Raw genomic sequence first — 25,269 nt, forward strand, 5'->3', positions numbered from 1 at the left:
AGTCCCCCATCCGGCCCTGCGGGCCGCCTTCCCCCTTGGGGAAGGGCGTACCAGAACGCCCCGGCCCGCCTGGCGGCCCCGGAAGGTACCGCACGGTTCAGCGGAGTCCCCCCTCCGTCGCCTTCGGCGACAGCTCCCCCGCTGGGGGAGCCTGCGTCCCAAAGGCCCCCGGCCGGATCGGGTGGATTTCAAAAAACAAAAAATATTTTTCCTTTTTTGGCGCCCGCGCAAGCGGGCGCTTTTCGTTTGGAAAAGGCCGGACAACAAAAAATCCCCGGCCCAGAGGGTCGGGGATGAAAGACGGGAAATGTTTTACTCGGTGGCCAGAACGTCTTTGTAGAACTGGTTCATTTCCTCCTCGGTGGAGAAGGTGGCCACATACATCTGGTTGCCCATGGCGTCGGCCAGCGCGGCAGGAATGCGGTCCACCATCCGCATGTTGTTCTGGTAGCGCTGCATGATCTGCTCGTGGCTCAGGGCAAAGGGCTTGCCGTCCCGGCGGCCGGCGTAGGCGCAGTAGAAGTGCTGGCCCACCGGCATGTCGGTGCCGCCGAAGGCCACCATGTCCGCCCAGATCTTGTAGACGTTGGTGGAACGGGCAAAGTTGATCATGTCGGGGGTAAAGCCGCCGCAGGGCCGCATGTTGACCTCCAGGGCCACAATCTTGCCCTTTTCGCCCATGCTGGCCTGGTCCTCGGTCATGCGGAAGAACTCAAAGTGGACAAACCGGCTCTTGACGCCGAAGCTCTTGACCGCGGCCCGGCCGGCGGCGCGGGTGTCGTCGGGCAGGTCCTTCACAATGTAGTAGATGGAGTTGTCGCTGTTGTTGACGATGTCCATGATGGACATGGGGGTCACGTTGCCCGCCTCAAAGATGGGATTGCCGTGGGCGTCGATGATGGCGTCGTAGCTGTTCACCTCGGCGTGGACAAACTCCTCCATGATGTAGGGTGCAAAGGGATGGGCGGCGTACTTGTAGGCCAGGAACTCCTGCAGTTCCCGGTCGGAGGACAGCTTGTAGGTGTCGGAAGCGCCCACGCCGTTGTCCGGCTTGACCACCACAGGATAGCCCACCTCGTCGATGAACTTGCGGCAGCTCTCAAAGTTGTCCACCATGTGATACCGGGCAGTGGTGATGCCGGCCTTCTGGTAGAAGGGCTTCATCTTGCTCTTGTACTTGATGCGGGGAATGTCCTCCAGATGGAAGCCGGTATTGATGTTGAAGTCGGTGCGCAGCCGGGCATCCTGCTCCAGCCAGTACTCGTTGTTGGACTCCAGCCAGTCAATCTTGCCGTACTTGAAGGCAAAGAAGGCCACGGCGCGGTACACCTCGTCGTAGTTCTCCAGGCTGCCCACTTTGTAGTACTCGTTCAGGCTCTCCTTCAGCTCGGGCATCAGTTCGTCGTAGGGCTGGTCGCCGATGCCCAGAACGTTCATCCCGTTGTTCTGCAGCTCATGGCAGAACTGCCAGTAATTGGTGGGGAAATTGGGGGAAATGAAGATGAAATTTTTCATATGGATTCCTCTTTTCACAGTTCAGAACGGCCGGACCCCGGCCGGGGGCGATGTCGGAAAATACCGTTCCCGCCAGGGACGGAAACGGCCGGGCGCCGCAGCCCGTGCCGCCGGACCAGCCGGTCCGTCAGCCCAGCAGATGGGGCATGTAGTAGATCACCTGCTTGTACCACCAGGGCCAGTCGTGGCAGACGTCGCTGCCCCAGATGTCCACCCAGACGGGGATGCCCTTCTGCTCGAAGATCTCCTTCATCCGCCAGGTGGTGGCGGGCTGCTCCCAGTCGCCCTGGCCGCAGCAGACCACCGCCTTTTTGGAGCGGTAATAGTCCATGAAGGGGTGATCGGTGGGGAAATTGGCCATGTAGTCCACCGGCGAATTGCGGTAGACCACCTCGTCCATATACCCGTCGAAGCCGTAGCTGGCGGTGTAGATGCCGCTGAGGGCCAGGCACCCGTCGAACAGGTCGGGGTGGCGCAGGTAGAGGTTGAGGACGTGGGTGGCGCCCAGGCTGCACCCGAAGGGGATGATGCCGGGCAGGCTGTCCCAGCCGTTCCGCTCGCAGGCGATCCGCTGCAGCATGGGGCAGGCCTCCTGGACGATGTAGTCCAGCCACTGCTCGTAGCGGCGAATCCGCCAATAGGGGTCCCCGGTCTTGTCCGACCAGGTCTCCTTGTCCATGGTGTCGATGGACAGGACCATCAGCTGGCCCGACTCAATCCAGGGCGCCAGGGTGCCGGCCATGTGGTAATTCTCAAAGTCGAAGAACCGCCCGTCCTGGCAGGGGATGAACAGCATGGGCCGCCCGGCGTGGCCGTACAGCTTGCACTCCATCTCCCGCCCCAGAGCGGGGCTGTATTCCTTGAAATATTGCGTCTCCATTGCTGCCTCCTTAGACGTCGAGACCGTAGAACAGGGTCTCCATCACGAAGGGGAGCTGCCGCTCCCAACTGGCTTCGCTGTGGGTGCCGCCCGGCACAATCCGCTGGGTCAGATGCACCCCGCGGTTCATGACCTTGGTGCCAAAGGAACCAAAGTCCCGCCGCATGGTCTTATGATTTCCCATTTCCTCCGAGCCGTAGTCCATATACAGGATGGTGTCGGGCTGGATCTTGGCCCGGGTCACCAGGGCCTTGAGCTTGTCGGGAGCCACCCAGATGGAGGGCGACAGGGCCGCCGCCCGGCTGTACACGTCGTTGTACTTGAACAGGGCGTACAGGCTCATGAGGCCGCCCATGGAACTGCCTGCGATGAAGGTGTGTTCCCGGTCGGGCAGGGTGCGGCATTCGCTGTCCACAAAGGCCTTGAATTCCTGGATGAACCACCCCATGGTGTCATCCCCGTGGCCCTCAAACCGGCCCAGCTCCTTTTCCTCAAAGCGATAGGGGGAATATTCGTCCAGGCGCTCGTAGTGTTCCCCGGTGTTGCACTCCAGGGCCGCCACAATCAGGGGCACCCGGTTTTCGTCCAGAAACCGCTCCATCCCCCAGCTCTTGCCGTAGGTGGCATCGGAATCCCAAAAGACATTCTGCCCGTCGAACATATACAGCACCGGATACCGGCGGTCCGGTTCCCGGTCATAGTCCACCGGCAGATAGAAATAGGCGGCACGTTCTTCCTCCCCGTTGACTGCGGGATAAGGCACGCTCCATTTTCTGACCATGGTTCATTCCTCTCTGGGCGGGCCGCTGCATCCGTCAGAAGCCGCTGCGGCCCTTCCCCACGCCCCGGCCTCCGGCCGCGGGCGTGTACATATAGTTTATCACAGTAAAGCAAAGTAGTAAAGGCTTTCTGCACCAAAAAACTCCCGCCGGACTTGCGGGGCGGGAGTAGAAACCGGCGGCAGCCTTTTAAAATCGGTCCGGCCTGGATGACATGTGCGTACAGGCCGGACACCGACCGGGAAATGTTGCGGCCAAGCTGTGCCCGCCGCAGGGCGGGTGCGGGCTTGGCCGGGACATTTTGTCGGAAAGGGGGGTACTGGGGGGAAAGCGGGACGGTCGTGCGAATGCACGCCGGAGCGGGTTCCCCTCAGGGCGTGTCGGCCCCCGACACGCCAAACTCCCGCCGGACTTGCGGGGCGGGAGTTCTTTCTATCAGCAGACTGCGCTTAGTAGACCTTTTCCACGGGGACGATCCAGCCCTTGGTGTCGGGCAGGCGGCCCCACTGCATACCGGTCATGGTGTCGTACAGTTTCTGGGTGACGGGGCCGATCTTGCCGTCGCCGATGTAGGCGTGCTCGCCCTTCCAGACCAGTTCCTTGACGGGAGAAACCACGGCGGCGGTGCCGGTGCCGAAGACTTCCTCCAGCTTGCCCTCCTGGGCGGCCTTCATGACGTCGGCGATGGCCAGCTTGCCCTCGATGACCTCATAGCCCCAGTCCTTCAGCAGCTCGATGCAGCTGCGGCGGGTGACGCCGGGCAGAACGGTGCCCACGGTGGCGGCGGTGTAGACCTTGCCGTCGATCTTGAACATGATGTTCATGCTGCCGACTTCCTCGACGTACTTCTTCTCGACGCCGTCCAGCCACAGAACCTGGGCATAGCCCTGCTCCTCGGCCAGCTCGCCGGCCTTGATGGAGGCGGCATAGTTGCCGCCGCACTTGGTGAAGCCGGTCAGGCCGGGTGCGGCGCGGATGTAGTCATCCTCCACGTAAATCCGCACCGGGTTGATGCCCTCGGCGTAGTAGGCGCCGGAGGGAGAGCAGATGATGCAGAAGGTGTAGTGATGGGAAGCGTGGACGCCCAGGCCCACGTCGGTGGCAAAGACAAAGGGACGGATATACAGGGAAGCGCCGTCGGCATGGGGCACCCAGTCGCGGTCCACATCCACGATGGCCTTGACAGCCTGGATGTAGTCCTCCTCGGGGATGGTGGGGATGCACAGACGGTCAGCCGAATCCTGCATCCGCTTGGCGTTGCAGTCGGGGCGGAACAGCTGAATGGTGCCGTCGGCGGTGCGGTAGGCCTTCATGCCCTCAAAAATCTCCTGGGCGTAGTGCAGGACGGTGGTGGCAGGGTCGATCTGGAAGGGACCATAGGGCACGATCCGCGCGTCGTGCCAGCCCTGACCGGCGGTGTAGTCCATCACAAACATATGATCACTGAAGATCTTGCCGAAGCCCAGCTTCGACTCATCCTGCGGCTTGGCCTTAGGAGAGGCGGTACGGGTGATTTTGATATCCAACATGATGTTCCCTCTTTTCTCACTCTTGCACGAAACGCGCCCGGGCCCACCGCCCTTGCCGCTTTCGCCAAATGTTAGTTCTTATTATAATAACAAGTGAAAAATTTACAAGAGGGACGGCAGATATTTTCATCTTAGGGTGCTGTAAGTTGCGCGGGATTGTGCTATAATAGCACTGGGTTTCGGGGCCGCTGCAAAGCGGCTTCCAGGGCCTCATTTCGCGCAGCTGCGGCCAAAACGCCGTCCCGTCCCGCCGGTGAGGCGGCCCGGTGCAAAAGCTGTTCCACGCAACAAACAACAAAGGATGACTGTATGATACAAGGTGTTCTTTTCGATATGGACGGCCTGATGTTCGACACCGAACCGCTGTGGGGCGAGTCCTGGGCGCCGGCGCTGGAAGTGTTCGGCCTGCCCTTCAAAACCGGCCTGGATCAGGCGGCCCGGGGCGCCGCAGGGGAAAACCTGCGGGCGGTGCTGCGGAGCTATTACGGCCCCGACTGCCCCGCCGAGGCCATCATCCAGACCTTTGACCGGATCGCCCACGAGAAATTCCTGGCGCCGGTGCCCAAGAAGCCGGGCCTGGATGAGCTGATGGACTGGCTGGACGCCCAGGGGATTCCCATGGCCGTGGTGTCCTCCAGCGGGGCGGACGTCATCCGCCGCAACCTGGACAACTGGAATCTGACGTCCCGGTTCCGGGCTCTGGTGTCGGGAGAGATGGTCACCCGCTCCAAGCCCGACCCCGAGGCCTTCCTGCTGGGAGCCAAAGCGCTGGGTGTGGAGCCGGCCTCCTGCCTGGTGCTGGAGGACAGCCACAACGGCGTCCGGGCCGGCGCAGCCGGCGGCTTTGTCACCGTCATGGTCCCCGACCTGATGCCCGCCGACCAGGAGATGCAGAGCCTCTACACCATGAAGTGCGACAGCCTCTGCGAGGTGCTGGACAAGCTCAAGGCAGGTGAACTGTAATACAATGGGGAATATTCGCGCTGCATTTTTCGATATTGACGGCACCCTGCTGAGTTTTGCCACCCATCAGGTGCCCCCTTCCACCCTGCGGGCCCTGAAAGAGATGAAGGCCGCCGGCATCAAGCTGTTCATTGCCAGCGGGCGGCCTCCCTTCTACATGAAAGGGATGGAGGAAACCCTGGGTGTGCCCTTTGACGGCTATGTGCTGACCAACGGCCAGTGCTGCACCGACGGGGACCTGAACCCCTTCTACATCCAGGCCCTGCCCAAGGAGTCGGTGCCTGCCCTGCTGCGGTGGCTGGAAGCCCACCCTGACACCCTCTGCGCCTTCTGCGAGGACGAATACGTCTACCTGAACCGCCCGGCGGATCTGGTGGAGAAACGGTGCGAGGACGCCCATCTGAACCCGCCCCGGCACCCGGTGGGCGACCCGGCCCGGGCTCTGACCCATACCACCTACCAGCTGAATCTGTACATGCCCCCTGAGATGGACGCCCCCTTTGCCGAGGCGGTGCCGGGCTATCGGGCGGTGCGGTGGAACCCGGTTTTTGCGGATGTGATCCCCGCCGACGGCGGCAAGGCCGAGGGCCTGGCCCGGATGATGGCCCGCCACGGCCTCACCGCCGACCAGTGCATCGCATTTGGAGACGGCGGCAACGACATTGAGATGCTGCGGGCCGCCGGTACCGGCGTGGCCATGGGCAACGCCTCCCCCACTGTCCAGGCGGCCGCCGACTACGTCACCGATACGGTGGACCGGGACGGCATCTGGAAGGCTGCGGTGCATTTCGGACTGATTCAGGAATAATTCCTGAAAAGTGATGCAGTCACAGACAAACGGCAGAAAATCGGGTATACTAGGACCATCGAAAGCGAGATGCTTCGAAACCAAAAACCAAACGAAACGGCCGCGCCGTGCGGCCCCCACGATACAACAAAGACAAACCAAAAAGGAGAGACTACCATGAAAGAGTTGAAGTTCTACGTTTGCAGCCACTGCGGCAACCTGGTCGAGATGGTCCACAGCTCGGGCGTTCCCATGATCTGCTGCGGCGAGGCCATGAAGGAACTAGTCCCCAACACCGTGGACGCTGCCGGTGAGAAGCACAAGCCGGTGGTCACCGTGGACGGCAGCACCGTCACCGTGGTGGTCGGCTCTGTGGCACACCCCATGACCGACGCTCACCTGATCCAGTGGGTGGTTCTGGAGACCGAGCAGGGCGTCCAGCGCAAGGAGCTGGCTGCCAACGCCGAGCCCAAGGCCGTCTTCACCCTGGCCGAGGGTGACAAGGCTGTGGCCGCTTACGCCTACTGCAACCTGCACGGCCTGTGGAAGACCGAGGTCTGATTCCCCATCTGACCGGATCTGACATCCAGACATAGCATCGCCCCCGCCCGGACCTGGCGCTCAGCCAGCCGGACGGGGGCGATTTTTGCTTTGCCGAAAAAGCAAAAAAGGAGTTGGAAAAAGGAATCGTGAATTGCAAACAGAAAATCCCTCAGCCCCGGACCATCTTGCCCAGAGCGTTGCGGGGAAGGGGCTGGTCGGTGAATTCCACCGACGTAATCCGCTTGTAGAGAGGCAGAGACCGGTTGGTCTGGGTCACAAAGGCCCGCACCTCGTCCCGGACGGCCTCCCGGCAGGAAATCCGGGCGCAGATTTTGCCGTCCTTCTGCTCCACCAGCACCTCCCGCACCGCGGGGTTCCGGCTCAGCAGAGTTTCCAGCTCCTCGGGGCTGACGTTTTCCCCGCTGGGCAGAATCATCAGGTTGTTTTTCCGCCCGGTGAGGTAGATATAGCCGTCGGCGTCGATGCGGGCCAGGTCTCCGGTGTGGAACCATCCGTCCCGCAGCACCGCCGCCGTTCCCTCGGGGTCTTTGTAGTAGCCCAGCATGACGGCGTCGCCCTTCATGCACAGCTCGCCGTCCTCCAGACGGTATTCCATGTCCGGGTCCCGCAGGCCCACCGAGGACAGATGGGCGGCGTCCTGGGCGCTGTTCCAGCCGCCGTCCCCCACCGTCTCGGTGAGGCCGTAGGTCTGGATGATGGTAAAGCCCTGGGCGATGAGGTCGGCCAGCATCTGGGGGTCGTACATGGCGGCCCCGCAGGTGAACAGGCGCAGCTTGCCCAGGCGGGCCCGCTTCCCTTTCATCACATCGTGGTGGATGGATTTCAGGAGGGTGGGCACCACCGCCATGGCGTCGCTGGGCATGGCGGCCAGGTCCCGGTAAAAGCGCCGCAGATCGGTGCAGAAGTGCACCGCGTTCCCGCTGATGCTCCAGGAAATCAGGCTGCTGAGGGCCGCGATGTGGAACAGGGGCAGGACGCTGAAGGCGGCGAACTGATAATCCTCCGGCAGGCCAAACTGGTGCCGGACGGTCTCAAAAGGCTCGGTAAACAGCCGCATGGGGGCAAAGAGGTTGCGCTGGCTCAGCATAACCCCCTTGCTGCGGCCGGTGGTGTCGGAAGTAAAAACGATCAGGGCCAGAGCGTCCTGGTCGGGGCATTCGGTCAGCTCGGCCAGTTCGGTGCAGCCTGCAAAGGCGTGGATGTCCAGCACCGTGCCCTTATAGTCTGCAAAGGCCGGCTCCCGGTCGGAATAGACGCCGTCCGCCAGCAGGCAGTCCACGTCGGCCCGGGCCAGCTCATCCGACAGCTGGGCCCAGCTCTTTTCGATGTTCAGGGGGACGGCCACCGCCCCCGCCAGAATGCACCCGAAGATGGCCACCCCGTAGGCGTAGCCGCTGCGGGCCAGCAGGCCGATGTGACGGCCCTGCACGTCGGGCAGGCTCCGCCGCAGATAACCCACCATCCGGCGGATGTCGGCGGCATAGTCCCGGTAGGTGACCTCACGGACCCCGCCGGCTTCCTCGTCATACCACCGGACCGCCACCCGCTGGGGCCAGGCGGACTCCATGTTGATGACGTTCTGATAGACGGTGGAAATCCAGAAAGTCTGGTCCAGAGACTGCTCCATGGCCTCCCGGGCCCGGGCGGAATCCCGGGCCTCAAAGGCCGCCAGAATCTCCCGGTACCAGTGGAGGGCCACCGGCACGCTCTGGCGCCGGGCGTTCTGCCGGTAGGAGGACTGGATGGCGTCGTCGATGATCTGGTAGATCTGCTGCATCATGTTGCTGCGGGTCAGCCGGGCCAGCATGCAGTGGAACCGGCTGTCCAGCCGGGCAAAGGCGGCCAGATCCGCCTCGGACCGCTCCATCTGGTCCAGTAGCTCCCGCAGCTGGGCGATTTCGCCGTCGGTGGCCCGGCGGCAGGCGATCTCACAGATGGGCCCCTCCACCATCCGGCGGAAGGTCAGGATGTCCTTCAGGGTTTCCCGGCCCAGATACAGCATGGGCACCAGCTGGTTCAGGGCGGCCCCGGCCTCGGGACCCCGGATAAAGGAGCCCTCGCCGAAGCGGGTTTCCAGCAGGCCCAGACCGCTGAGCTTCTGCAGCGCGTTGCGGACGGTCACCCGGCTTACCCCGAACTGGGCGGCCAGTTCATTTTCGGAGGGCAGTTTGTCGCCGGGTTTCCAGCTGCCGGACAGAATCTGCTGGCGCAGCTGGTCAAAAACCTGCTGGCTGACGCTGCTCTTTACCACTTTTTGAATCGCCATCGTCGGATGCTCCTTTGTTCCATAATACACTCTTATTGTAGCATCCGGCCGGCGGTTTTACAATCCGGCTTTCACTTTTTGGCTTCGGAGTGGCCTGCGGCGGCGATCTTGTTGCCGATGGAGGCGAACAGCAGAGAACCGCCCAGAATGACGGCGCCGCCCACCCAGAAGGTGATCAGCTGGGAGCCGATGATGGCGGGGGTGATCTCCTCAAAGTTGACGGTGGCCACCGTCAGATAGGCAAAGGCCACGTTGTTGCAGACCACGGGGCAGACGGTGCCGCCCAGGATGATGACGGTGAGGATGACGCCGATGCTGAGGGCGAATGCACCCAGCAGGCCCATGTAGGGAGCCAGGCCGAAGGTGCCGGCATAAAGGGCCAGCGCTGCCACCAGACCCAGGGTGCCGCCGGCGAAAATCATGGGAATGTTCTTCATGTCTGCGCCCAGGGCGAAGAAGAAGATGGTGACGAAGTACAGGGGCCAGCCGGCAATGCCCAGGGCGACGGCGGCCACGTTGACAATGAAGATCCAGACCAGCACGCTGGCGGTCACGATGACGTGATGACGGTCAGGTTTTTGGAAAATGGACATAAGGCTCCTCCTATGGATGCACAGCCGCCCTCCATCGGGCGCCGCATGCAGGTTTTTCTCGGTCTACCTGTAATACAGGTGCTTCAACAGGATACCATGTATACCTTTCGGTGTCAATCCTTTCCCCAGATTTTTACCGCCCGGGCGAAAAAAGGTTGTTTTCTCCCCTGCCCGGCGTCCGGCGCCCCGGAAAAAGGGGCGGTTTGGGGCCGGCGGCCGGGGACTTTGGTGACTCTGGCTCACCATACAACCCCCTGACCCGGCAAAAATCGGGAAAAGCCCTTGCCCTTTGCCCCGGGATGTGCTTATAATGGGCGTAGAAAGAAGGCATTTTCCATGTGGTTTTTCTTCGCATTGGGGTCGGCAGTGTTTGCGGCCCTGACCTCCATCCTGGCAAAAGTCGGCATCGAAGGGGTGAACTCCACCCTGGCCACCGCCGTCCGCACCGGCGTGGTGCTGGTGATGTCCTGGGGCATGGTGTTCCTCACCAATACCCAGGGCGGCCTGAAGGACATCAGCCCCCGCAGCTGGATGTTTCTGGTTTTGTCCGGCCTGGCCACCGGCGCGTCCTGGCTGTGCTATTACCATGCCCTCCAGATCGGCGACGCGTCCATGGTGGTGCCGGTGGACAAACTCAGCGTGGTGATTACCCTGGTGCTGGCCTTTGTGTTTCTGCACGAGCCCTTCACCGCCAAGTCCCTGGTGGGCTGCATCCTCATCACCGCAGGCACCCTCTACATGGTCCTGTAATAACGGCATGAAAACACAAACCGCCCCCGCTGCCATAAGGCACAGCGGGGGCGGTTGTACTGTTTTGGGTGGGGTTGGCTGTTATTCTGCGCACTCCGGTGCAGCACCGGCATCGGGCGCAGCGGCGGGCGACTCGGGCCTGGCCTGCCGGATGGGGGCGGCGGCCTTGGTGGCGGGCAGCTGCAGCTCGGGCATCAGCTCATCGTTGATGATGGTCAGCATTTCTTCCATTTTGGCCACATCTTCGGGTGAGAACCGTTCCCGCACCCGCTCGATGACGGTGTGCAGGTAGGAGTAACTGATGCTGTAGTAGTCGATATACTTCTGGGTGGGGCGCAGATGATACTCCCGCCGGTCGGTGGTGGATTGGATCTTTTCCACGTAGCCCTTGCGGACCAGGCTGCCGATCTTATAGGCGGCGTTGGGGGTGGAAATCTGCATCATGCGCGAAAACTCGGCGATGGTTGGTTCGCCCAGGGCCATGATGCCCTCCATGCAGAAGGATTCCACAGTAGTGAGCGTGGCTTCCCGCGTGGCGAACCGATGAAATACCTTTTGGTAAAAGTGAAGCTTGAACTTGGTATAGACGGCCTGGAACGCGTCCTCCAGCATGGGTTTGCCCCCTTTCTGAGCGTATCTAAAGACAGTATATCATATTTTCGACCGGAGGGAAAGACCCTGCATGAGGAAAGTATGACCGCCGGCGGAATATTTACTCCGCCGCAAAGCCCACGGTGGTGGGCATACCCTGCCAGGAAGTGCCGTCGGCCCGATAAAAATGCCGCTGGGCCGACCCGTCGGCCAGGAGATAATCCACCGCAAAGACCTCCCCCTGCTGGACCGGCCAGGGGAAGTTATTGTAAGGCAGCACATCTCCGATGAGGGGCAGGGCCTGGACGTCCTCATAGGCGTCCTGAATCAGCCAGAAGGTTCGGGACTGGTACTGCGGCATCCGGCCGGACAGGTCCTGCACCGCCAGGCAGAGGGCGGAATACTCCTTCCCGCCCAGAGCGACGGCGGAAGTCAGGCCGGCGGTGGTGTAGTCCACCCCGGCGGTCAGATTCCGGGCCAGAAGGTTTTCCCCATAGATCTGCCGCAGCTGGTTGGCCAGACAGGGCACTGTCCCGGTGGAAAGATCGTTCTGATAGATGTCCGAATGGGCCGACCCGGTGATGACCATGACGCTGGTGCCGGCGGGCAGGGCGTCAAAGGCTTCCTTGAAGTTGAGCACCATCTGGTTTTCCCGGTAGGCGCCGTCCAGGGTCTGGTAATAGGTTTTGCCCTGGCCGATGATTTTCTGGGTCAGGTCCCAGTCGGATGAGCCCATCTGGCCGGTGAGCATCAGGCCCATCAGATACCGGCGGCCGGTGGTGTCGTACTGGTGGCCCACGTCAAAGCCGTGGAACACCGTCTCGGGGCATTCCGCCTTGATGGCCTGGTAAAAATCCCAGGTGGCCTGGCTGTTGCCGGCGGTTCCTTCGGTGTCCTCGTACAGGCGGGTGAGGATGGCGTCATCCTCCGCCTTGATCCACAGGTTCATAAAGGCAGCCGTATAGGAGGGCACCTCGATGAACAGGTCCCGCATCCCCTGGTTGTGATAAAAGTCTTTCCAGGCGGCCAGCTCCTGATCCAGATGGGCCTGGGTGGAGTGGTTTTCGCCGTAGAGATAGATCCTCCCTGTCCCCTGCTGGGCCGAAGCCGGCACAGCGGCCAGGGTCAGCAGCAGAAAGCAGAGGGCGAACAGTCCTGCAAATGCCTTTTTCATGGTGAAACGGAACCTCCTTTCCGATGGGAAAACCTCCCCGCCCGCATGAAGGGGCGGCGCGCCGGGCAGACTAGGGTGGATCTGAGAATGCATCTATGCTGGACCGTTCGCCCCAAAGATGCAGCTGCAAGGCGCAGGAGCGCCGCACTCCTTTGTGGAATGCAAGCGACTGCAACGCGGCAGATGCGCTTTGGGGCAGAATGAGACAGTGTGGAGGTATTTTCAGATCCACCCTGACCTCACATTCACCGAAAGGGGGCGTATTGCCGCGCCGGATTACAGAGAGCTTTACTTTGAAATGTTCCGGGCCAGCGAGGCGGCCATCCGCCTGCTGCAGCAGGCCCAGGCCCGGGCCGAAGAGGCCTATCTGGCGGCCCAGCCGCCGCCGCTGGAACTTCCCGACGACCCGCCCGACGACCGCCGGGCCGGGCCGCCCTGCTGAAGGTCAGCCCCGCTTGGCCTGGGCCTTGGCGAAGAACTTGGCGTCGTCGATGACAAACCGCTGATGCACCCCGTGGCCCACCGGGCCCTTTTCGTCCCGCATGGTCACCGAGAAGGTCAGCTTCCGGCCGTCCACCGCGATCAGCTCGCTTTCACAGGTGACGGTCATTCCCACCGGGGTGGGGGCGGTGTGCTCCAGCGACAGCTGGGTGCCCACCGTGCCGCAGCCCGGGTCCAGCTGGGGGGCTACGCTCTCCCAGCAGGTCTTTTCCGCCAGGGCCGCCAGGGCCGGGGTGGCGAATACCTCCAGGGTCCCGCTGCCCATGGCGCGGGCGGTGTTTTCAGGGGTGACGGCCACAGATGCCTGGCCGCGGATTCCAGCTTCCAACATGATGTATTTCCTCCTTGCAGGGGCCGGGCCTTTGGGGCTGCGGCCCTGATTTTTTGTCTGTCTTAAGAATACCACATTTTGGGCCCCGGCGCACCTGTTTTTGACCGCTTTTTCCAGGGAATTCCCGGCGGGGCGGAGTTTGTCAGAACATACGTGATTTTTTTATCATTTCCCTCTTGACTTCCCGCGGCGCGGTGCTATAATGAACACATGAACAGATGCTCATATATTGAGGACAAAGGAGGATGCAAGATGGAACAGCAGGCCAAGACCACAGCCGATGGGATGCCGGACGACGAGATTCTGTACGAGCTGGCGGACCTGTTCCGGGTGTTCGGCGACTCGACCCGGATCAAAATTCTGTATGCGCTCCACGACCAGGAGCTGTGCGTGCAGGATATTGCCGCGGCGGTGGCCCTGAGCCAGTCGGCGGTGAGCCATCAGCTGCGGGTGCTGAAGGACTCCAAGCTGGTGCGCTTTCGCCGGGAGGGCAAGACCGTCTATTACGCGCTGGACGACGACCATGTGCGGAGCATTCTCTCCCTCGGGATGGAGCACATCGAAGAATGACACCAAGCGGATGGAAAGGACTGGTACATCATGAAAAAGACCTATAAGATCGACGTGGACTGCGCCAACTGCGCCAACAAGATGGAGGCCGCCGCCCAGAAAACCCCCGGCGTCAAGAACGCCACCGTCAACTTCATGACCCTCAAGATGAGCGTGGAGTTTGAGGAGGGCCAGGACCCCAAGGCTGTGATGCCCCAGGTGCTGGCCAACTGCAAAAAGGTGGAGAGCGACTGCGAGATCTTCGGGATCTGAGAAGCGGTTTTCCACAGAACCGGGGGATAAAAGCGGCAGTTTTCCACTTTTTCCACCGGTTTTTCCACGGTTTTTGAGGAAAACTTCAAAAATAACGAGAAAAAGTGGTTTTTGTTCCACAGATTTCTGGGGAAAACCTGTGGAATCTGTGGACAAACGCCGCCCTGTGTCGAAATGGTGTGGAAAAACAGGGCCGGACAGCCTGCAAAAGGAGGCTTTTGTGATATGAACGCCAAGCAAAAGAAGATGCTGTACCGGATCATCGCGGCGGCGGTGCTGCTGGTTGTGCTGCAGCTGCTGCCGGCGACGCCGGTGCCGGTGGGGGTGCTGTATCTGGTTCCCTATCTGGTGGTGGGCGGGGACGTCCTGCGCAAGGCCATCAAGGGCATCCAGAACCGCCAGCCCTTTGACGAATGCTTCCTGATGGCAGTGGCCACCGTGGGCGCCTTCGCCCTGGGGGAGTACATGGAAGGCTGCGCCGTCATGCTGTTCTATCAGGTGGGCGAACTGTTCCAGGCGGTGGCCGTGGGCAAGAGCCGCCGGAGCATTGCGGCCCTGATGGATATTCGGCCCGACTACGCCAACCTGGAGCAGCCCGACGGCACCCTGGAACAGGTGGACCCCGACGAAGTGGAGGTTGGGTCGGTGATTGTGGTGCAGCCCGGCGAGCGGGTGCCCATCGACGGCGTGGTGGTGGAGGGCACCTCCACCCTGAACACCGCGGCCCTCACCGGTGAGAGCCTGCCCCGGGACGCCAAAGCCGGGGATGATGTGATTTCGGGCTGTGTCAACCTCAGCGGCGTGCTGCGGGTCCGCACCACCCGGGAGTTTGGGGAGTCCACCGTCTCCCGGATTCTGGACCTGGTGGAAAACTCCAGCATGAAGAAGGCCCGCACCGAGAACTTCATCACCCGGTTTGCCCGGGTGTATACCCCGGCGGTCTGCTACAGCGCCCTGGCCCTGGCGGTGCTGCCGCCTCTGGTGCTGATGCTGCTGGGCCAGCCCGCACAGTTTGGGGACTGGGTCTACCGGGCCCTCACCTTCCTGGTCATCTCCTGCCCCTGTGCCCTGGTCATCTCGATTCCCCTGAGCTTTTTCGGGGGCATCGGCGGAGCCAGCACCTGCGGCATTCTGGTGAAGGGCTCCACCTATCTGGAAGAGCTGTCCCGCACCAAAATCGTGGTCTTTGACAAGACCGGCACCCTGACCCGGGGCGTCTTTGAGGTCACCGGGGTCTACCCTGCCGACGGCGGGGACCGGGATTCCCTGCTGGAGACCGCCGCCCTGGCCGAGAGCTATTCCAAACACCCCATCTCCCAGAGCCTGAAACAGGCCTTTGGCAGAGAGCTGGACCCGGCCCGTGTGTCGGACGTGGAGGAGCTGGGCGGCTATGGCATCACCGCCCGGGTGGACGGCCGGAATGTGGCGGTGGGCAATGCCCGCCTGATGGCCAAACTGGGCCTGACCCCCACCCCGCCGGAACAGACCGGCACCGTGATTTATCTGGCCGTCGATGGCGCTTACGCCGGCGCGGTGGTGATTTCGGATGTCCTCAAGCCCACCGCCGCCAAGGCCATTGCGGGCCTGAAACGGGCCGGCGTCCGCCGCACCGTCATGCTCACCGGCGATACCGAGCCGGTGGCCAAATCGGTGGCGGATCAGCTGGGCATCACCGAATACCATGCGGGCCTGCTGCCCGAGGATAAGGTCAACCGGGTGGAATCCCTTCTGGCCGAAAAAGGCCCCCGGGAGAATCTGGCTTTCGTGGGTGACGGCATCAACGACGCGCCGGTGCTGTCCCGGGCGGATCTGGGCATCGCCATGGGCGCTCTGGGCTCGGATGCCGCCATTGAGGCGGCGGACATCGTCCTGATGGACGACGACCCCGCCCGCATCGCCCTGGCCATGGACATTTCCCGCCGCACCGTGCGGATTGTCTATCAGAACATCGTCTTTGCCCTGGCGGTCAAGGCCGCCTGCCTGCTGCTGGGCGCTCTGGGCCTGGCCGGGATGTGGCTGGCCATCTTCGCCGACGTGGGCGTCATGGTGCTGGCCGTCCTCAACGCCACCCGCGCCCTCTATACCCGGGATCTGGTCCGCCGCAACGGCCTGAAATCCTGATCCCCTGCCCCATCCGCATTCTGAAACAACACAGCGCCCCGGAGGCATCCCAAACGGATGCGCCCCGGGGCGCTTTTTGCGTGCAGAATCAGATTTTTTTCCGCCGTTTGCGGAGCAGGTCCGCCGCCGTCCAGGGCAGGTACAGGACCGCCCAGACCGCGAAGACAATCAGCAGCAGGCCCAGAATGTAGGCGGGACCAAACAGCTGTTCGATGACCTTCAAAGCGGCGTTGCCGTAGGAACCCCGCAGAAACATAAAGTTGGTGTCCAGGAAATGGTTGCAGAGGGCCGCGGCGGCGGTGTCCAGCGCCAGCACCCCAAAGACCGCCGGCAGCCGCCGGACGCTGGGCCGGAACCCGCCTCCCAGCAGCAGAACCGGGTACAATACCAGCATGATGTGGACGGTGCTGGAATGAAGATGCATCACGTTCCACAGGGGCAGGGCCTGCCAGGAGGGAAACAGCAGAGCCGCCAGCGCCCCCGGCAGACAGAGGGCGTAGAGCACCTCGGCGGCGATGGGGTTGGGCCGCAGGGTGTACCACAGACAGATGAACAGGTTGATGCTGCACAGATGAAAGGGCAGAAACTGCCAGACGAACTGGCCGGTGGCCAGAGCGGAAACGTCTTTCAGCAGTTCGTCGGCCAGCAGCAGAAGGGTCAGAACGGCCAGCACCCGCCGCCGTCCCCGGTCCCCCAGCCGCCGGAACCCGAAAAAGCCCGCCGTGCACAGAACCGCGCACAGTCCCAGCCAAAAGAGATGCACCGGGCCGAACAGGGCAAAGGACTTGTAATCCCCGCCCCGCAGCTGGAGCATGGTGTCGATGGTGTCCCAGAATGGAGACATAGTGCCCTTCCCCCTCCCGGACGATCAGTGATAGAAGGTGTCGAAGTTGATCTGGCGATAGAATTTTTCCTGCAGCTCCTGGAAGTGGTCGCACTTCTGGGCCAGCAGCCACATGCTCTTGGTGATGACGGCCTCGATGGTCATGTCGTGGGCTTCCAGGAAGGCAAACTGATCCTTGACCCGGCGGCCCACCTCGTAGATGCCCACGTCGCTGCCCTCGTAGGTGACCTGGGTGGTCATAATCAGCACCTTGTGGGTGTCCTCGTACCGGCCCAGACCCCGGGCAAAGCCCTCCATCAGGGATTCCGGGATGCCGCCGGCGCCAAAGCTTTCCACAATCACGCAGTCGTACAGTTGAAAAATTGCCGGCAGCAGATCGGGCCGCATGCCGGGGGTCAGTTTCAGCAGAAAGACCCGCTGGTCCAGGGCGTGGCTGAACTGGACCGGCCCTTCGGGCAGCGGGGTCTGGATGTAGTGGACCAGCCGGTCCCCCTGGACCTGGGCCAGATGGGGGAAATTCACCGATGCAAAGGCGTCGTAGCTGATGGTCTTGTTTTTCTTGGCCCGGGTGCCGGCAATGACCAGGCCCCCGAACACCACCATCACCCCGTGGCTGCGGGGATCCAGCGCACAGATGACGCTGTCCCGCAGGTTCTTTTTGGCGTCGGTGATCTCGTTGGAAATGGGCTGCTGGGAGCCGGTGAGGATGATGGGCTTGGCCGCGTTCTGGACCAGATAGCTCAGCGCCGCCGCCGTGTAGGCCAGGGTGTCGGTGCCGTGGCAGAGGATGAAGCCGTCGTAGCGGTCGTAGTTTTCTTCGATGGCCCGGGCCATGTCCAGCCAGTGGGCGGGGCTCATGTCGGTGCTGTCGATGCTGCACAAGGCCAGGGTGTCGGGCTGGCACAGCTTGGCCAGACCCGGAAGATGGGCCAGCAGTTCCCCGCTGGAAAGCACCGGCCGCAGGCCCTGCGGGGTCCGCACACAGGCAATGGTGCCGCCGGTGGTAATAAACAGAATTTTCTTTAAACTCATAGAGTGCCTCCGTGATATTGGATCCCGTCCAGTATAGCACAAACCGGCCCGCTGGTGTGTAAAATTTCCTGGGAAAGTCCCCGCCTTGCTTTTTGGTCCGGGGTGCGGTATCATGAGGGCATCCAAACCAACGACGGGAGGTGCGCTGTGAAAAAGAGCAAAAAGAATGTCCTGGGCAAACTTTTGACCTGGGTTTTGATCCTGCTGCTGGGCATGGCGGCGGGCTATCTGGGGGCCTCGCTGGCGGCCGAAATCGGGATGGCGTCCGACGCCCTGCCCTTCCTGATTCTGGGTCTGCTGGCAGGCTTTTTCATCCAGATTATTCTCCACGAGGGCGGACATCTGGTGTTCGGCCTGGCCACAGGCTACGGCTTTGTGTCCTTCCGGGTGGGCAGCCTCATGCTGATCCGCCGGGACGGCCGGTTCCAGTGGTGCCGCTACCGCCTGTCGGGCACCGGCGGCCAGTGCCTTCTCGCCCCGCCTCCCTGGCGGGAGGAAGGGTTCCCGGTGTTCGCCTACAATCTGGGCGGACCGCTGATCAATTTTGTGTCGGTGCTGCTGTGCGGGGCGCTGGTGGTATTGTTCCGCCGGAGCAGCCCGGCACTGGCCTGCATCTGGATCGGAATCGGCCTGGCGGGTCTGTATCTGGGCCTGGTGAACGGCATTCCCCTCAAGATCAGCGGGATGCCCAACGACGGCTACAACGCCCTGCATCTGGGAAAAGATCCGGTGAGCCGGCGGGCCTTCTGGGCCCAGCTGGCCATCAACGCGGCCCAGATGGAAGGCCGGCGGCTGCGGGATATCCCCGAAGAATGGTTTATTCTGCCGGGGGATGCAGGCCCCGACGACCCCATGAAAGGGGCGGTGTGGGTGTACCGGTACAGCCGGCTGGTGGATCAGGGCCGCTATGAGGAGGCCTCCGCCCTGCGGGAACAGCTGCTGCAGGAGAACGGCAAACTGGCCGCCGTCCATCAGTATGCACTGCAGGCAGACCAGGGCCTTTTCGACCTGATGGATGGCCGCATCAGCCAGGGGCTGGACATTCTGGGCAGCTCTGAGATCAAGGCGTTTTGCCGCCAGATGAAGGGCAACCCGGGGATTGTGCTGGTGCAGTATGCGGCGGCCCGTGCCGCCGGCAAAACCCAGGAGGCGGACCGCCTCCGGGCCCGGCTGGAAAAGGACCTGGATGCCTGGCCCTACCCCGGGGACGCCGACGCCACCCGGGAACTGCTGGCCCGGGTGGAGGACCGGCTGGCCAGCGCGGCGGAAAAGGAATAAAAAGGGCCGGTTTGTAAGTCAGTTACAGACCGCGGGCGGAAAATGTGCCATACTTATTTAGAAGAGAAAACAACGATACCCAGGAGGAACAAGGATATGGCGAATGTGGTGATTATTGGTTCGGGTCCGGCGGGCATTTCCGCCGCGCTGTATACGGCGCGTGCCGGGGTGGATACCACCGTCCTGACCAAAGGCCCCGGGTCGCTGGCCCGGGCCGAGGGCATCGAGAATTATTACGGCGTGCCGGGTAGCATCTCGGGCGCCGAGCTGGAGCGCCGGGGCATCGAGGGCGCCAAGGAAGTGGGGGTCAAGTTTGTGGAGGCCGAGGCCGTGGGCCTGACCTTCACCGACAAGCTGACGGTGGAGACCCTCAGCGGAGAGTATCCCGCCGACGCGGTGATTCTGGCCACCGGTGCGTCCCGCACCGCGCCGCCGGTGCCGGGCCTGAAGGACCTGGAAGGCCGCGGCGTGAGCTACTGCGCCACCTGCGACGCCTTTTTCTACCGCGGCAAGGATGTGGCGGTGATGGGCAGCGGCGAATACGCCCTGCATGAGGCCTCGGCCCTGCTGCCTCTGGCCAAGAGCGTCACCCTGCTGACCGGCGGCGCTGAGCTGACCGCCCAGTTCCCCCCGGAAATCACCGTCCGCACCGAAAAGGTGGAGGCCATTCTGGGCCAGGGCAAGGTGTCCGGCGTCCGGCTGGCCGGCGGCGAGGAACTGCCCCTGGATGGCGTCTTTATCGCCCTGGGCGTGGCGGGCAGCACCGCCCTGGCCCGCAAGATGGGCGCCGAAGTGGACGGCAACAAGATTGTGGTGGATGCCAACATGATGACCACCATTCCCGGCCTGTTTGCCGCCGGCGACTGCACCGGCGGCCTGCTGCAGGTGGCGAAGGCGGTGTATGAGGGGGCCGTGGCCGGCAACGAGGCCGCCAAGGCCCTGCGAAAGGGCGGTTTCTATGGAGCGTAAAGAAGCAGAGGACAAAGGCTGCCTGGCCTGCTGCTTTCCCTTTTGGGACAAGCTGACGGCGGAACAGCAGGATTTTCTGTGCCGGTTTGCACGTCCGGTCCATTACGACAAGGGGGCCCACGTCCACAGCCCCACCGAAAACTGTGTGGGCATTCTGCTGCTGCGTTCGGGCCAGCTGCGGGCCTACCTCCTGTCGGAGGAGGATGGCCGGGATGTGACATTGTACCGGCTGTTTGCGGGGGATGTCTGCATCCTGTCCGCCTCCTGCGTGCTGGATTCGGTGACCTTTGACGTCCACATCGACGCCGAGGAACCGGTGGAGGCCTACTGCATCGGCGCCGGCGCCTTCAAGCGGGTGATGGATGAGAACATCTACGTCCGCTGCTATGCCTATCAGATGACGGCCGAGAGCTATTCTGAGACCATGTGGGCCATGCAGCAGATTCTGTTCATGAGCGCCGACCGGCGCCTGGCCATTTTCCTCACCGACGAGCTGGCCAAGACCGGCGGCAATGACCTGCGGATGACCCACGACCAGATTGCCCGCTATATGGGTAGCGCCCGGGAAGTGGTGAGCCGGATGCTGAAATATTTCGCCCAGGAAGGGCTGGTCAAGCTCTGGCGCGGCGGCCTGACGGTGCTGGATAAACCCCGGCTCCAGAAGCTGGCCCGGGGCGAGGCCGGCAGCCGCCCCCGCCGCAGGCAATAACAAAAAACAATCCGGGCATCGTCCCGCTCCTTTCGGGCAGGCCCCCGCCTTTCGAGGCGGGGGCCTGTTCTGCGTCTGCCGCAGGAAAAAGGGTTTGCAAATCCATTTTCCCGGCGGTACAATGGGGAAAAATGAGGAAAGGCGCGTGATGTCGGATGATGACCCATGGATCAAAGCCCGCCCTGTGGGAAGCGGTTCCCGTTCTGCGGGCATCGGGACAGCCGGGCGCCCCGGGCACCCAGCTGGCTCTGGTGGAGGGCTGCCCCTGGGGGCCGGCGGTGTCCCGGGTGCTTCTGGTGCTGCCTAGGCCGGTTTGCAGCGATTCGGTGACGGCGGACCGGTTCCAGGTGTGGGAGGAAAAGGAAGCTTTTGATAAGGCCGAGCCGGTCCCGGCCCGGATGTTGTCCAGAACCCGGCGGACCGTCCGGCAGGCGGCCGCCGTGACGGCCGCCGGGGCCCCGACCCGTCAGGATAGCCCCTATATTCTTCTGACTCTGGCGGTGAGCCCGGCAGAGGGCTGCCCCTTCTGTTTCAATCCCCTGACCCAAAAGGCGGACTGGTGCGATCCCTACCGCCTGACAGTGACCCTCACCGCTCCCCTGTCCACCCCGGAAGGAAAACCGCTGGACCATCTGGAACTGGACCCGGAGCCCTCCATGGGGGTGCCCTGCCTGGCGGGAGTCCGGCTGGATGGGGTGTTCACCGGTTCCGGGGGCCATACCCTGCACTATGCCTTCTATGGGCTGGACCACCCCGCCGGAGAAAAGCATCCGCTGGTGATCTGGCTCCACGGCACCGGCGAGGGCGGCACAAACCCGGCGGTGGCGGCGCTGGGCAATCAAGTGTCGGCCCTCTGGGGCGAGACCTTCCAGAAGGAAATGGGCGGGGCCTATGTTCTGGCTCCCCAGACCCCCACTTACTGGATGCAGTACACCGAAAAGGGCGACTGGAAGGACAACCCCGGGGTGTCCTCGGTGTACCATCAGGATTTGATGGAGCTGATCCGGGCCGTCCTGGCGGAATACCCCGACATCGACCGCGACCGCGTGACGGTGGGCGGCTGCTCCAACGGCGGTTACATGACCATGGACCTGGTTCTGGATGACCCGTCCCTTTTTGCGGCGGCCTATCCCATCTGTGAGGCCTACCGCGACGCCGGCATCTCTGACCGGCAGCTGAAAGCGCTGGCGGAATCCGGCCTGCCCCTCTGGTTTGTCTATGCGGAAAACGACCCCATCGTTCCTCCGGCGGCCCACGCCGCCCCCACCATCCGGCGGCTGCGGGCCATGGGGGCTGACCTCCACGCCACCGTCCTGCCCAAAGTGGTGGATGAAACCGGCCTTTATACCCGGCCGAACGGCTCCCCGTATGAGTACAACGGACATTTCAGCTGGGTGTATTTCTTCCAGGGCCTGTGCACCGACGGCGGCGAAAGCCTGTGGCCCTGGCTGGCCCGGCAGAACCGGAGCGGGCGAAACAAGATATAACCCCCTGAACGTCACCAGACGAAAGGAGCGCGGCAATGGACATCAAAGAGAAACTTCAAACGCTTTCCCGTTATGGGGTCGAGCTTTTGCTGCTGGCTGCCTGGGCGGTGCTGATGTTTTTTCCCGGGTGGGCGGACACGAGAGGATTTCAAATTTTTCTGGCGGTTTCCATTGCCTGCGCCGTGATCCATTCGCTGTGCAGGAAACAGTTTTTCCCCGGGCAGAACATCAGCAGAGCGGAGAAAACCGCGGCGGCTTGTTTGATCGCGGCGCTTTTTCTTAGGCTGGTGTTTTTCTGAGAGGGGGAGGCAAATTTTATTTTGGTTCGCCGCCCTGTTCAAGTCGGGCTTGGCCACCGCTTCGCTGCACAAAAAAGCAAAAACGCCCGGCGGGATACGCCGGACGTTTTGTTTTTAGTGGGCCAGCCAGGACCACCCGCGGGCTAAAAACGGTCCACAGGACCGTTTTTGCGAGCTGCGGCTCGCCGCCCTGTTCAAGTCGGGCTGGCCACCGCTTCGCTGCACAAAAAAGCAAAACGCCCGGCGGGGTACGCCGGACGTTTTGTTTTTTGGTGGGCCAGCCAGGACTTGAACCCGGGACCAAGCGGTTATGAGCCGCCAGCTCTGACCAACTGAGCTACTGGCCCGCAAATGCTTTGCATATGCTGTAACAGGCGGTTTGCAGTGCACTAATAAAATTATTATAGCAGATTTGTGCTCAAATGAAAAGACTTTGGCTCGATTTCGCTCTGTGGAAAAAGCGCACATAAAGGCGGGATTGTGGTATAATAGCTGCGAGAGCAGCTATTTGACCAAGAAGTGCACGCTCCGCGCGGATTGGTATTTGTCCGCTCCGGCGGACACGGTATAATAACCGCTAAGGCGGTTATTTGACCAAAAGGTGCACGCTTCGCGTGGGTCGGTTTTTGTCCGCTTTGGCGGACACGGTATAATAACCGCTAAGGCGGTTATTTGACCCAGAAGTGCACGCTCCGCGTGGGTCGGTTTTTGCCCGCTCTGGCGGACACGGTATAATAGCTGCAAAAGCAGCTATTTGACCCAGAAGTGCACGCTCCGCGTGGGTCGGTTTTTGCCCGCTCTGGCGGACACGGTATAATAGCTGCAAAAGCAGCTATTTGACCCAGAAGTGCACGCTCCGCGTGGATTGGTTTTTGTCCGCTTTGGCGGACACGGTATAATAGCTGCGAGAGCAGCTATTTGACCCAGAGGTGCACGCTCCGCGCGCGGGGCATTTGTCCGCCCGAGAATACAGGAAACGGTGCGGCGATCGAACCGATTGATTTCGGGAGAAAGGGCACAGAACAGCATCCGGGCGATGCGGCCCGGTCAGAGAGAGCGGAGGGGTTGGGATGAAACACAACAAGCTACAGTACAGGGAGGCGGTCTGATGCCCCAGACGAAAAACACCCGAACCACCACCCGGACGGCTCCCAGAGGCCGGAGCCGGGGCCGGAAAAAGTCCGGGGGCAAGGTAACCCGGCGGGCTTTTCTGGCGGGAGCCGGGGCGGCGGCCGTGGGGGCGGGAGCCCTCTGGCTGAGCCGGCAGAGCTGGATAACAGGCCCCGAGTCCCGTTCTTCCGGGCCGGGGGCCGGAGAATACCGGGCCATGTGGATCAGCTACATTGAGCTTCAGGGGATGGATTATGCCTCGGCGGAGGGGTTCCGGGCCCAGGCCGCCGCCATGATGGACAACTGTGCCGCCCTGGGGCTCAATACGGTGCTGGTTCAGGTGCGGCCCTTTGGGGACGCCCTCTATCCCAGCGCCCTCTATCCCTGGAGCCATATCTGTACCGGCACCCAGGGGGTGGACCCCGGCTTTGACCCGCTGGACATTCTGTTGACCGAGGCCCACAACCGGGGCCTTTCCCTGGAAGGCTGGATCAACCCCTACCGGCTGCGGGCGACGGCCTCGTCGCCGGCCCAGCTGGCGGCGGAAAATCTGGCCAACACCCACCCGGAATGGGTGGTGGAGGTCAACGGCGGCCTTTATCTCAACCCGGCCATCCCCGAGGCGGCGGCCTATGTGGTGGAAGGGGTGGCCGAGCTGGTGCGGAATTATCCGGTGGACGGGGTGCATTTTGACGACTACTTCTACCCCACCACCGACCCTTCCATTGACGCGGCCCAGTTTGCCGCCAGCGGCGCCGCCGATCTGGCCGGCTGGCGGCGTCAGAATGTCACCGCCCTGGTCAAGGCGGCCCACGACGCCGTCAAGGCCAAGGACCCCACCCTGCGGTTTGGGGTCAGTCCCCAGGGCAACCCCGACAACGACCTGAACCAGCAGTACAGCGACGTTTACGCCTGGCTGGAGGCCTCCGGGGAGGAGGCCGTGGTGGATTACCTCTGTCCCCAGCTGTACTGGGGCTATGGATACCGGCTGTCCAGCGGGTCGGACCGGTTCGCCTATGAGAACATCCTCCCGGAATGGCTGGCCATGCCCCGGGGGTCTGCGGCCCTGTACATCGGGCTGGGGGCCTGGCGGATTGGGGACGGCGACGGCGGCTCGGACGAAAACAGCGTGGCACGGTGGTCCACCGGGCGGGCGCTGGCCGATCAGGTGGCGGACCTGCGGGCCCAGGGGGCCGGGGGTTATGCCTTGTACCGGTACGGTTCCCTGTTCGGAAATGAGGCCTGGCCCCAGCTGGCCGGGGCCGAGTGCGCGGCCCTGACCGAGGCAAACGCCCCAGAATAAGGCCGGAAAAGGTTGTGTCTAAGAGGAAAATGCGGTATACTAACAAGAAGTGATTGGAACACAACCACCAAC

General features: G+C 62.5%; 25 protein-coding genes and 1 tRNA gene. 14 read left to right on the forward strand and 12 right to left on the reverse strand.

Features of this window, described 5'->3' with window-relative positions; genetic code table 11:
• Positions 1–312 precede the first annotated feature (312 nt).
• The 4 genes from B5E67_RS07970 to B5E67_RS07985 all read right to left on the reverse strand — a co-directional run bounded on the left by B5E67_RS07970 (position 313) and on the right by B5E67_RS07985 (position 4,703).
• Positions 313–1,515: an ATP-grasp domain-containing protein gene (locus tag B5E67_RS07970; RefSeq protein WP_087384559.1), complete on the reverse strand. Its 1,203-nt coding sequence runs from the start codon at positions 1,513–1,515 to the stop codon at positions 313–315.
• Between the two features lie 127 nt (positions 1,516–1,642).
• Positions 1,643–2,395 carry an alpha/beta hydrolase-fold protein gene (locus B5E67_RS07975; RefSeq protein ID WP_087384561.1) on the reverse strand — a complete coding sequence of 251 codons (753 nt, stop codon included), beginning with the start codon at positions 2,393–2,395 and terminating at the stop codon, positions 1,643–1,645.
• Positions 2,396–2,405: 10 nt separating this feature from the next.
• Entirely contained in the window at positions 2,406–3,176 is a 771-nt protein-coding gene (locus tag B5E67_RS07980) for an alpha/beta hydrolase-fold protein (RefSeq protein WP_087384563.1), read from the reverse strand.
• Between the two features lie 447 nt (positions 3,177–3,623).
• On the reverse strand, positions 3,624–4,703 hold the full coding sequence (locus B5E67_RS07985; RefSeq protein ID WP_087247458.1) for a branched-chain amino acid aminotransferase: 1,080 nt from the start codon (positions 4,701–4,703) through the stop codon (positions 3,624–3,626).
• 309 nt (positions 4,704–5,012) lie between these two features.
• Here B5E67_RS07985 and B5E67_RS07990 point away from each other — a divergent pair, with 309 nt between their 5' ends.
• The 3 genes from B5E67_RS07990 to B5E67_RS08000 all read left to right on the forward strand — a co-directional run bounded on the left by B5E67_RS07990 (position 5,013) and on the right by B5E67_RS08000 (position 7,014).
• Positions 5,013–5,666 carry an HAD family phosphatase gene (locus B5E67_RS07990; protein WP_087247460.1) on the forward strand — a complete coding sequence of 218 codons (654 nt, stop codon included), beginning with the start codon at positions 5,013–5,015 and terminating at the stop codon, positions 5,664–5,666.
• Positions 5,667–5,670: 4 nt separating this feature from the next.
• On the forward strand, positions 5,671–6,474 hold the full coding sequence (locus B5E67_RS07995; RefSeq protein ID WP_087247463.1) for a Cof-type HAD-IIB family hydrolase: 804 nt from the start codon (positions 5,671–5,673) through the stop codon (positions 6,472–6,474).
• 156 nt (positions 6,475–6,630) lie between these two features.
• The gene (locus B5E67_RS08000) at positions 6,631–7,014 is read left to right on the forward strand and encodes a desulfoferrodoxin family protein (protein WP_343286519.1); all 384 of its coding nucleotides are present in this window, start codon (positions 6,631–6,633) and stop codon (positions 7,012–7,014) included.
• Positions 7,015–7,165: 151 nt separating this feature from the next.
• Here the strand turns inward: B5E67_RS08000 and B5E67_RS08005 are convergent, their stop codons facing one another.
• Together B5E67_RS08005 and B5E67_RS08010 are read right to left on the reverse strand one after the other, a co-directional pair.
• Entirely contained in the window at positions 7,166–9,283 is a 2,118-nt protein-coding gene (locus B5E67_RS08005) for an AMP-binding protein (RefSeq protein ID WP_087384565.1), read from the reverse strand.
• 71 nt (positions 9,284–9,354) lie between these two features.
• Complete coding sequence (locus B5E67_RS08010) at positions 9,355–9,876, reverse strand: hypothetical protein (RefSeq protein ID WP_087247467.1); 522 nt, start codon at positions 9,874–9,876, stop codon at positions 9,355–9,357.
• Between the two features lie 336 nt (positions 9,877–10,212).
• On the opposite strand from B5E67_RS08010, the gene B5E67_RS08015 reads away from it, so the two are divergent.
• Positions 10,213–10,626, forward strand: coding sequence for an EamA family transporter (locus tag B5E67_RS08015; RefSeq protein ID WP_087247469.1), 414 nt, complete (start codon positions 10,213–10,215; stop codon positions 10,624–10,626).
• Between the two features lie 81 nt (positions 10,627–10,707).
• Here the strand turns inward: B5E67_RS08015 and B5E67_RS08020 are convergent, their stop codons facing one another.
• Positions 10,708–11,238, reverse strand: a complete 531-nt coding sequence (locus B5E67_RS08020; protein WP_087247471.1) for a MarR family transcriptional regulator — start codon at positions 11,236–11,238, stop codon at positions 10,708–10,710.
• Positions 11,239–11,338: 100 nt separating this feature from the next.
• Complete coding sequence (locus tag B5E67_RS08025) at positions 11,339–12,391, reverse strand: hypothetical protein (RefSeq protein WP_087384567.1); 1,053 nt, start codon at positions 12,389–12,391, stop codon at positions 11,339–11,341.
• A 298-nt stretch (positions 12,392–12,689) separates the two neighbouring features.
• Between B5E67_RS08025 and B5E67_RS15600 the strand changes: the two genes are divergently transcribed.
• The gene (locus tag B5E67_RS15600) at positions 12,690–12,833 is read left to right on the forward strand and encodes a hypothetical protein (RefSeq protein WP_158098861.1); all 144 of its coding nucleotides are present in this window, start codon (positions 12,690–12,692) and stop codon (positions 12,831–12,833) included.
• A gap of 3 nt (positions 12,834–12,836) precedes the next feature.
• On the opposite strand, the gene B5E67_RS08030 is transcribed toward B5E67_RS15600, so the two are convergent.
• Positions 12,837–13,223, reverse strand: a complete 387-nt coding sequence (locus tag B5E67_RS08030; RefSeq protein WP_087365216.1) for a thioesterase family protein — start codon at positions 13,221–13,223, stop codon at positions 12,837–12,839.
• A 252-nt stretch (positions 13,224–13,475) separates the two neighbouring features.
• Between B5E67_RS08030 and B5E67_RS08035 the strand changes: the two genes are divergently transcribed.
• From B5E67_RS08035 to B5E67_RS08045, 3 genes are all read left to right on the forward strand, one after another.
• Positions 13,476–13,793, forward strand: a complete 318-nt coding sequence (locus B5E67_RS08035) for a metalloregulator ArsR/SmtB family transcription factor (protein WP_087384569.1) — start codon at positions 13,476–13,478, stop codon at positions 13,791–13,793.
• A gap of 30 nt (positions 13,794–13,823) precedes the next feature.
• The gene (locus B5E67_RS08040) at positions 13,824–14,045 is read left to right on the forward strand and encodes a cation transporter (RefSeq protein ID WP_087247479.1); all 222 of its coding nucleotides are present in this window, start codon (positions 13,824–13,826) and stop codon (positions 14,043–14,045) included.
• 225 nt (positions 14,046–14,270) lie between these two features.
• Entirely contained in the window at positions 14,271–16,166 is a 1,896-nt protein-coding gene (locus B5E67_RS08045; protein WP_087384571.1) for a heavy metal translocating P-type ATPase, read from the forward strand.
• An 88-nt stretch (positions 16,167–16,254) separates the two neighbouring features.
• On the opposite strand, the gene B5E67_RS08050 is transcribed toward B5E67_RS08045, so the two are convergent.
• Positions 16,255–17,010, reverse strand: a complete 756-nt coding sequence (locus tag B5E67_RS08050) for a TIGR02206 family membrane protein (protein WP_087384573.1) — start codon at positions 17,008–17,010, stop codon at positions 16,255–16,257.
• Positions 17,011–17,034: 24 nt separating this feature from the next.
• Positions 17,035–18,042 (reverse strand): asparaginase, encoded by a 1,008-nt coding sequence (locus B5E67_RS08055; RefSeq protein WP_087384575.1) that lies wholly within the window; start codon positions 18,040–18,042, stop codon positions 17,035–17,037.
• Positions 18,043–18,189: 147 nt separating this feature from the next.
• Between B5E67_RS08055 and B5E67_RS08060 the strand changes: the two genes are divergently transcribed.
• The 5 genes from B5E67_RS08060 to B5E67_RS08080 all read left to right on the forward strand — a co-directional run bounded on the left by B5E67_RS08060 (position 18,190) and on the right by B5E67_RS08080 (position 22,784).
• Complete coding sequence (locus B5E67_RS08060) at positions 18,190–19,320, forward strand: hypothetical protein (RefSeq protein ID WP_087384577.1); 1,131 nt, start codon at positions 18,190–18,192, stop codon at positions 19,318–19,320.
• Between the two features lie 96 nt (positions 19,321–19,416).
• Positions 19,417–20,289, forward strand: coding sequence for an NAD(P)/FAD-dependent oxidoreductase (locus B5E67_RS08065; protein WP_087384579.1), 873 nt, complete (start codon positions 19,417–19,419; stop codon positions 20,287–20,289).
• Complete coding sequence (locus tag B5E67_RS08070; protein ID WP_087247491.1) at positions 20,279–20,998, forward strand: Crp/Fnr family transcriptional regulator; 720 nt, start codon at positions 20,279–20,281, stop codon at positions 20,996–20,998. The genes B5E67_RS08065 and B5E67_RS08070 overlap by 11 nt, the downstream gene beginning before the upstream one ends.
• Positions 20,999–21,153: 155 nt before the next feature.
• Positions 21,154–22,485, forward strand: a complete 1,332-nt coding sequence (locus B5E67_RS08075) for a prolyl oligopeptidase family serine peptidase (protein WP_087384580.1) — start codon at positions 21,154–21,156, stop codon at positions 22,483–22,485.
• A 35-nt stretch (positions 22,486–22,520) separates the two neighbouring features.
• Positions 22,521–22,784: a hypothetical protein gene (locus B5E67_RS08080; RefSeq protein WP_087384582.1), complete on the forward strand. Its 264-nt coding sequence runs from the start codon at positions 22,521–22,523 to the stop codon at positions 22,782–22,784.
• Between the two features lie 270 nt (positions 22,785–23,054).
• Here B5E67_RS08080 and B5E67_RS08085 read toward each other — a convergent pair.
• Positions 23,055–23,131, reverse strand: a tRNA-Ile gene (locus B5E67_RS08085).
• Positions 23,132–23,892: 761 nt separating this feature from the next.
• Between B5E67_RS08085 and B5E67_RS08090 the strand changes: the two genes are divergently transcribed.
• Complete coding sequence (locus tag B5E67_RS08090; RefSeq protein WP_087384584.1) at positions 23,893–25,197, forward strand: family 10 glycosylhydrolase; 1,305 nt, start codon at positions 23,893–23,895, stop codon at positions 25,195–25,197.
• Positions 25,198–25,269 lie beyond the last annotated feature (72 nt).

This window comes from Faecalibacterium sp. An122 (assembly GCF_002160895.1).
Taxonomy (GTDB): domain Bacteria; phylum Bacillota; class Clostridia; order Oscillospirales; family Ruminococcaceae; genus Faecalibacterium.

What these genes read in the sequence shown, in the direction of transcription:
- B5E67_RS08015 (WP_087247469.1), top strand. Translation starts at nt 10,213, where the DNA reads ATGTGGTTTTTCTTCGCATTGGGGTCGGCAGTGTTTGCGGCCCTGACC.
- B5E67_RS07975 (WP_087384561.1), bottom strand. Translation starts at nt 2,395, where the DNA reads ATGGAGACGCAATATTTCAAGGAATACAGCCCCGCTCTGGGGCGGGAG.
- B5E67_RS08030 (WP_087365216.1), bottom strand. Translation starts at nt 13,223, where the DNA reads ATGTTGGAAGCTGGAATCCGCGGCCAGGCATCTGTGGCCGTCACCCCT.
- B5E67_RS07970 (WP_087384559.1), bottom strand. Translation starts at nt 1,515, where the DNA reads ATGAAAAATTTCATCTTCATTTCCCCCAATTTCCCCACCAATTACTGG.
- B5E67_RS07980 (WP_087384563.1), bottom strand. Translation starts at nt 3,176, where the DNA reads ATGGTCAGAAAATGGAGCGTGCCTTATCCCGCAGTCAACGGGGAGGAA.
- B5E67_RS08035 (WP_087384569.1), top strand. Translation starts at nt 13,476, where the DNA reads ATGGAACAGCAGGCCAAGACCACAGCCGATGGGATGCCGGACGACGAG.
- B5E67_RS07990 (WP_087247460.1), top strand. Translation starts at nt 5,013, where the DNA reads ATGATACAAGGTGTTCTTTTCGATATGGACGGCCTGATGTTCGACACC.
- B5E67_RS07995 (WP_087247463.1), top strand. Translation starts at nt 5,671, where the DNA reads ATGGGGAATATTCGCGCTGCATTTTTCGATATTGACGGCACCCTGCTG.
- B5E67_RS08040 (WP_087247479.1), top strand. Translation starts at nt 13,824, where the DNA reads ATGAAAAAGACCTATAAGATCGACGTGGACTGCGCCAACTGCGCCAAC.
- B5E67_RS08025 (WP_087384567.1), bottom strand. Translation starts at nt 12,391, where the DNA reads ATGAAAAAGGCATTTGCAGGACTGTTCGCCCTCTGCTTTCTGCTGCTG.
- B5E67_RS08045 (WP_087384571.1), top strand. Translation starts at nt 14,271, where the DNA reads ATGAACGCCAAGCAAAAGAAGATGCTGTACCGGATCATCGCGGCGGCG.
- B5E67_RS15600 (WP_158098861.1), top strand. Translation starts at nt 12,690, where the DNA reads ATGTTCCGGGCCAGCGAGGCGGCCATCCGCCTGCTGCAGCAGGCCCAG.
- B5E67_RS08020 (WP_087247471.1), bottom strand. Translation starts at nt 11,238, where the DNA reads ATGCTGGAGGACGCGTTCCAGGCCGTCTATACCAAGTTCAAGCTTCAC.
- B5E67_RS08075 (WP_087384580.1), top strand. Translation starts at nt 21,154, where the DNA reads ATGATGACCCATGGATCAAAGCCCGCCCTGTGGGAAGCGGTTCCCGTT.
- B5E67_RS08010 (WP_087247467.1), bottom strand. Translation starts at nt 9,876, where the DNA reads ATGTCCATTTTCCAAAAACCTGACCGTCATCACGTCATCGTGACCGCC.
- B5E67_RS08050 (WP_087384573.1), bottom strand. Translation starts at nt 17,010, where the DNA reads ATGTCTCCATTCTGGGACACCATCGACACCATGCTCCAGCTGCGGGGC.
- B5E67_RS08055 (WP_087384575.1), bottom strand. Translation starts at nt 18,042, where the DNA reads ATGAGTTTAAAGAAAATTCTGTTTATTACCACCGGCGGCACCATTGCC.
- B5E67_RS08005 (WP_087384565.1), bottom strand. Translation starts at nt 9,283, where the DNA reads ATGGCGATTCAAAAAGTGGTAAAGAGCAGCGTCAGCCAGCAGGTTTTT.
- B5E67_RS08080 (WP_087384582.1), top strand. Translation starts at nt 22,521, where the DNA reads ATGGACATCAAAGAGAAACTTCAAACGCTTTCCCGTTATGGGGTCGAG.
- B5E67_RS08065 (WP_087384579.1), top strand. Translation starts at nt 19,417, where the DNA reads ATGGCGAATGTGGTGATTATTGGTTCGGGTCCGGCGGGCATTTCCGCC.
- B5E67_RS08000 (WP_343286519.1), top strand. Translation starts at nt 6,631, where the DNA reads ATGAAAGAGTTGAAGTTCTACGTTTGCAGCCACTGCGGCAACCTGGTC.
- B5E67_RS08070 (WP_087247491.1), top strand. Translation starts at nt 20,279, where the DNA reads ATGGAGCGTAAAGAAGCAGAGGACAAAGGCTGCCTGGCCTGCTGCTTT.
- B5E67_RS08090 (WP_087384584.1), top strand. Translation starts at nt 23,893, where the DNA reads ATGCCCCAGACGAAAAACACCCGAACCACCACCCGGACGGCTCCCAGA.
- B5E67_RS07985 (WP_087247458.1), bottom strand. Translation starts at nt 4,703, where the DNA reads ATGTTGGATATCAAAATCACCCGTACCGCCTCTCCTAAGGCCAAGCCG.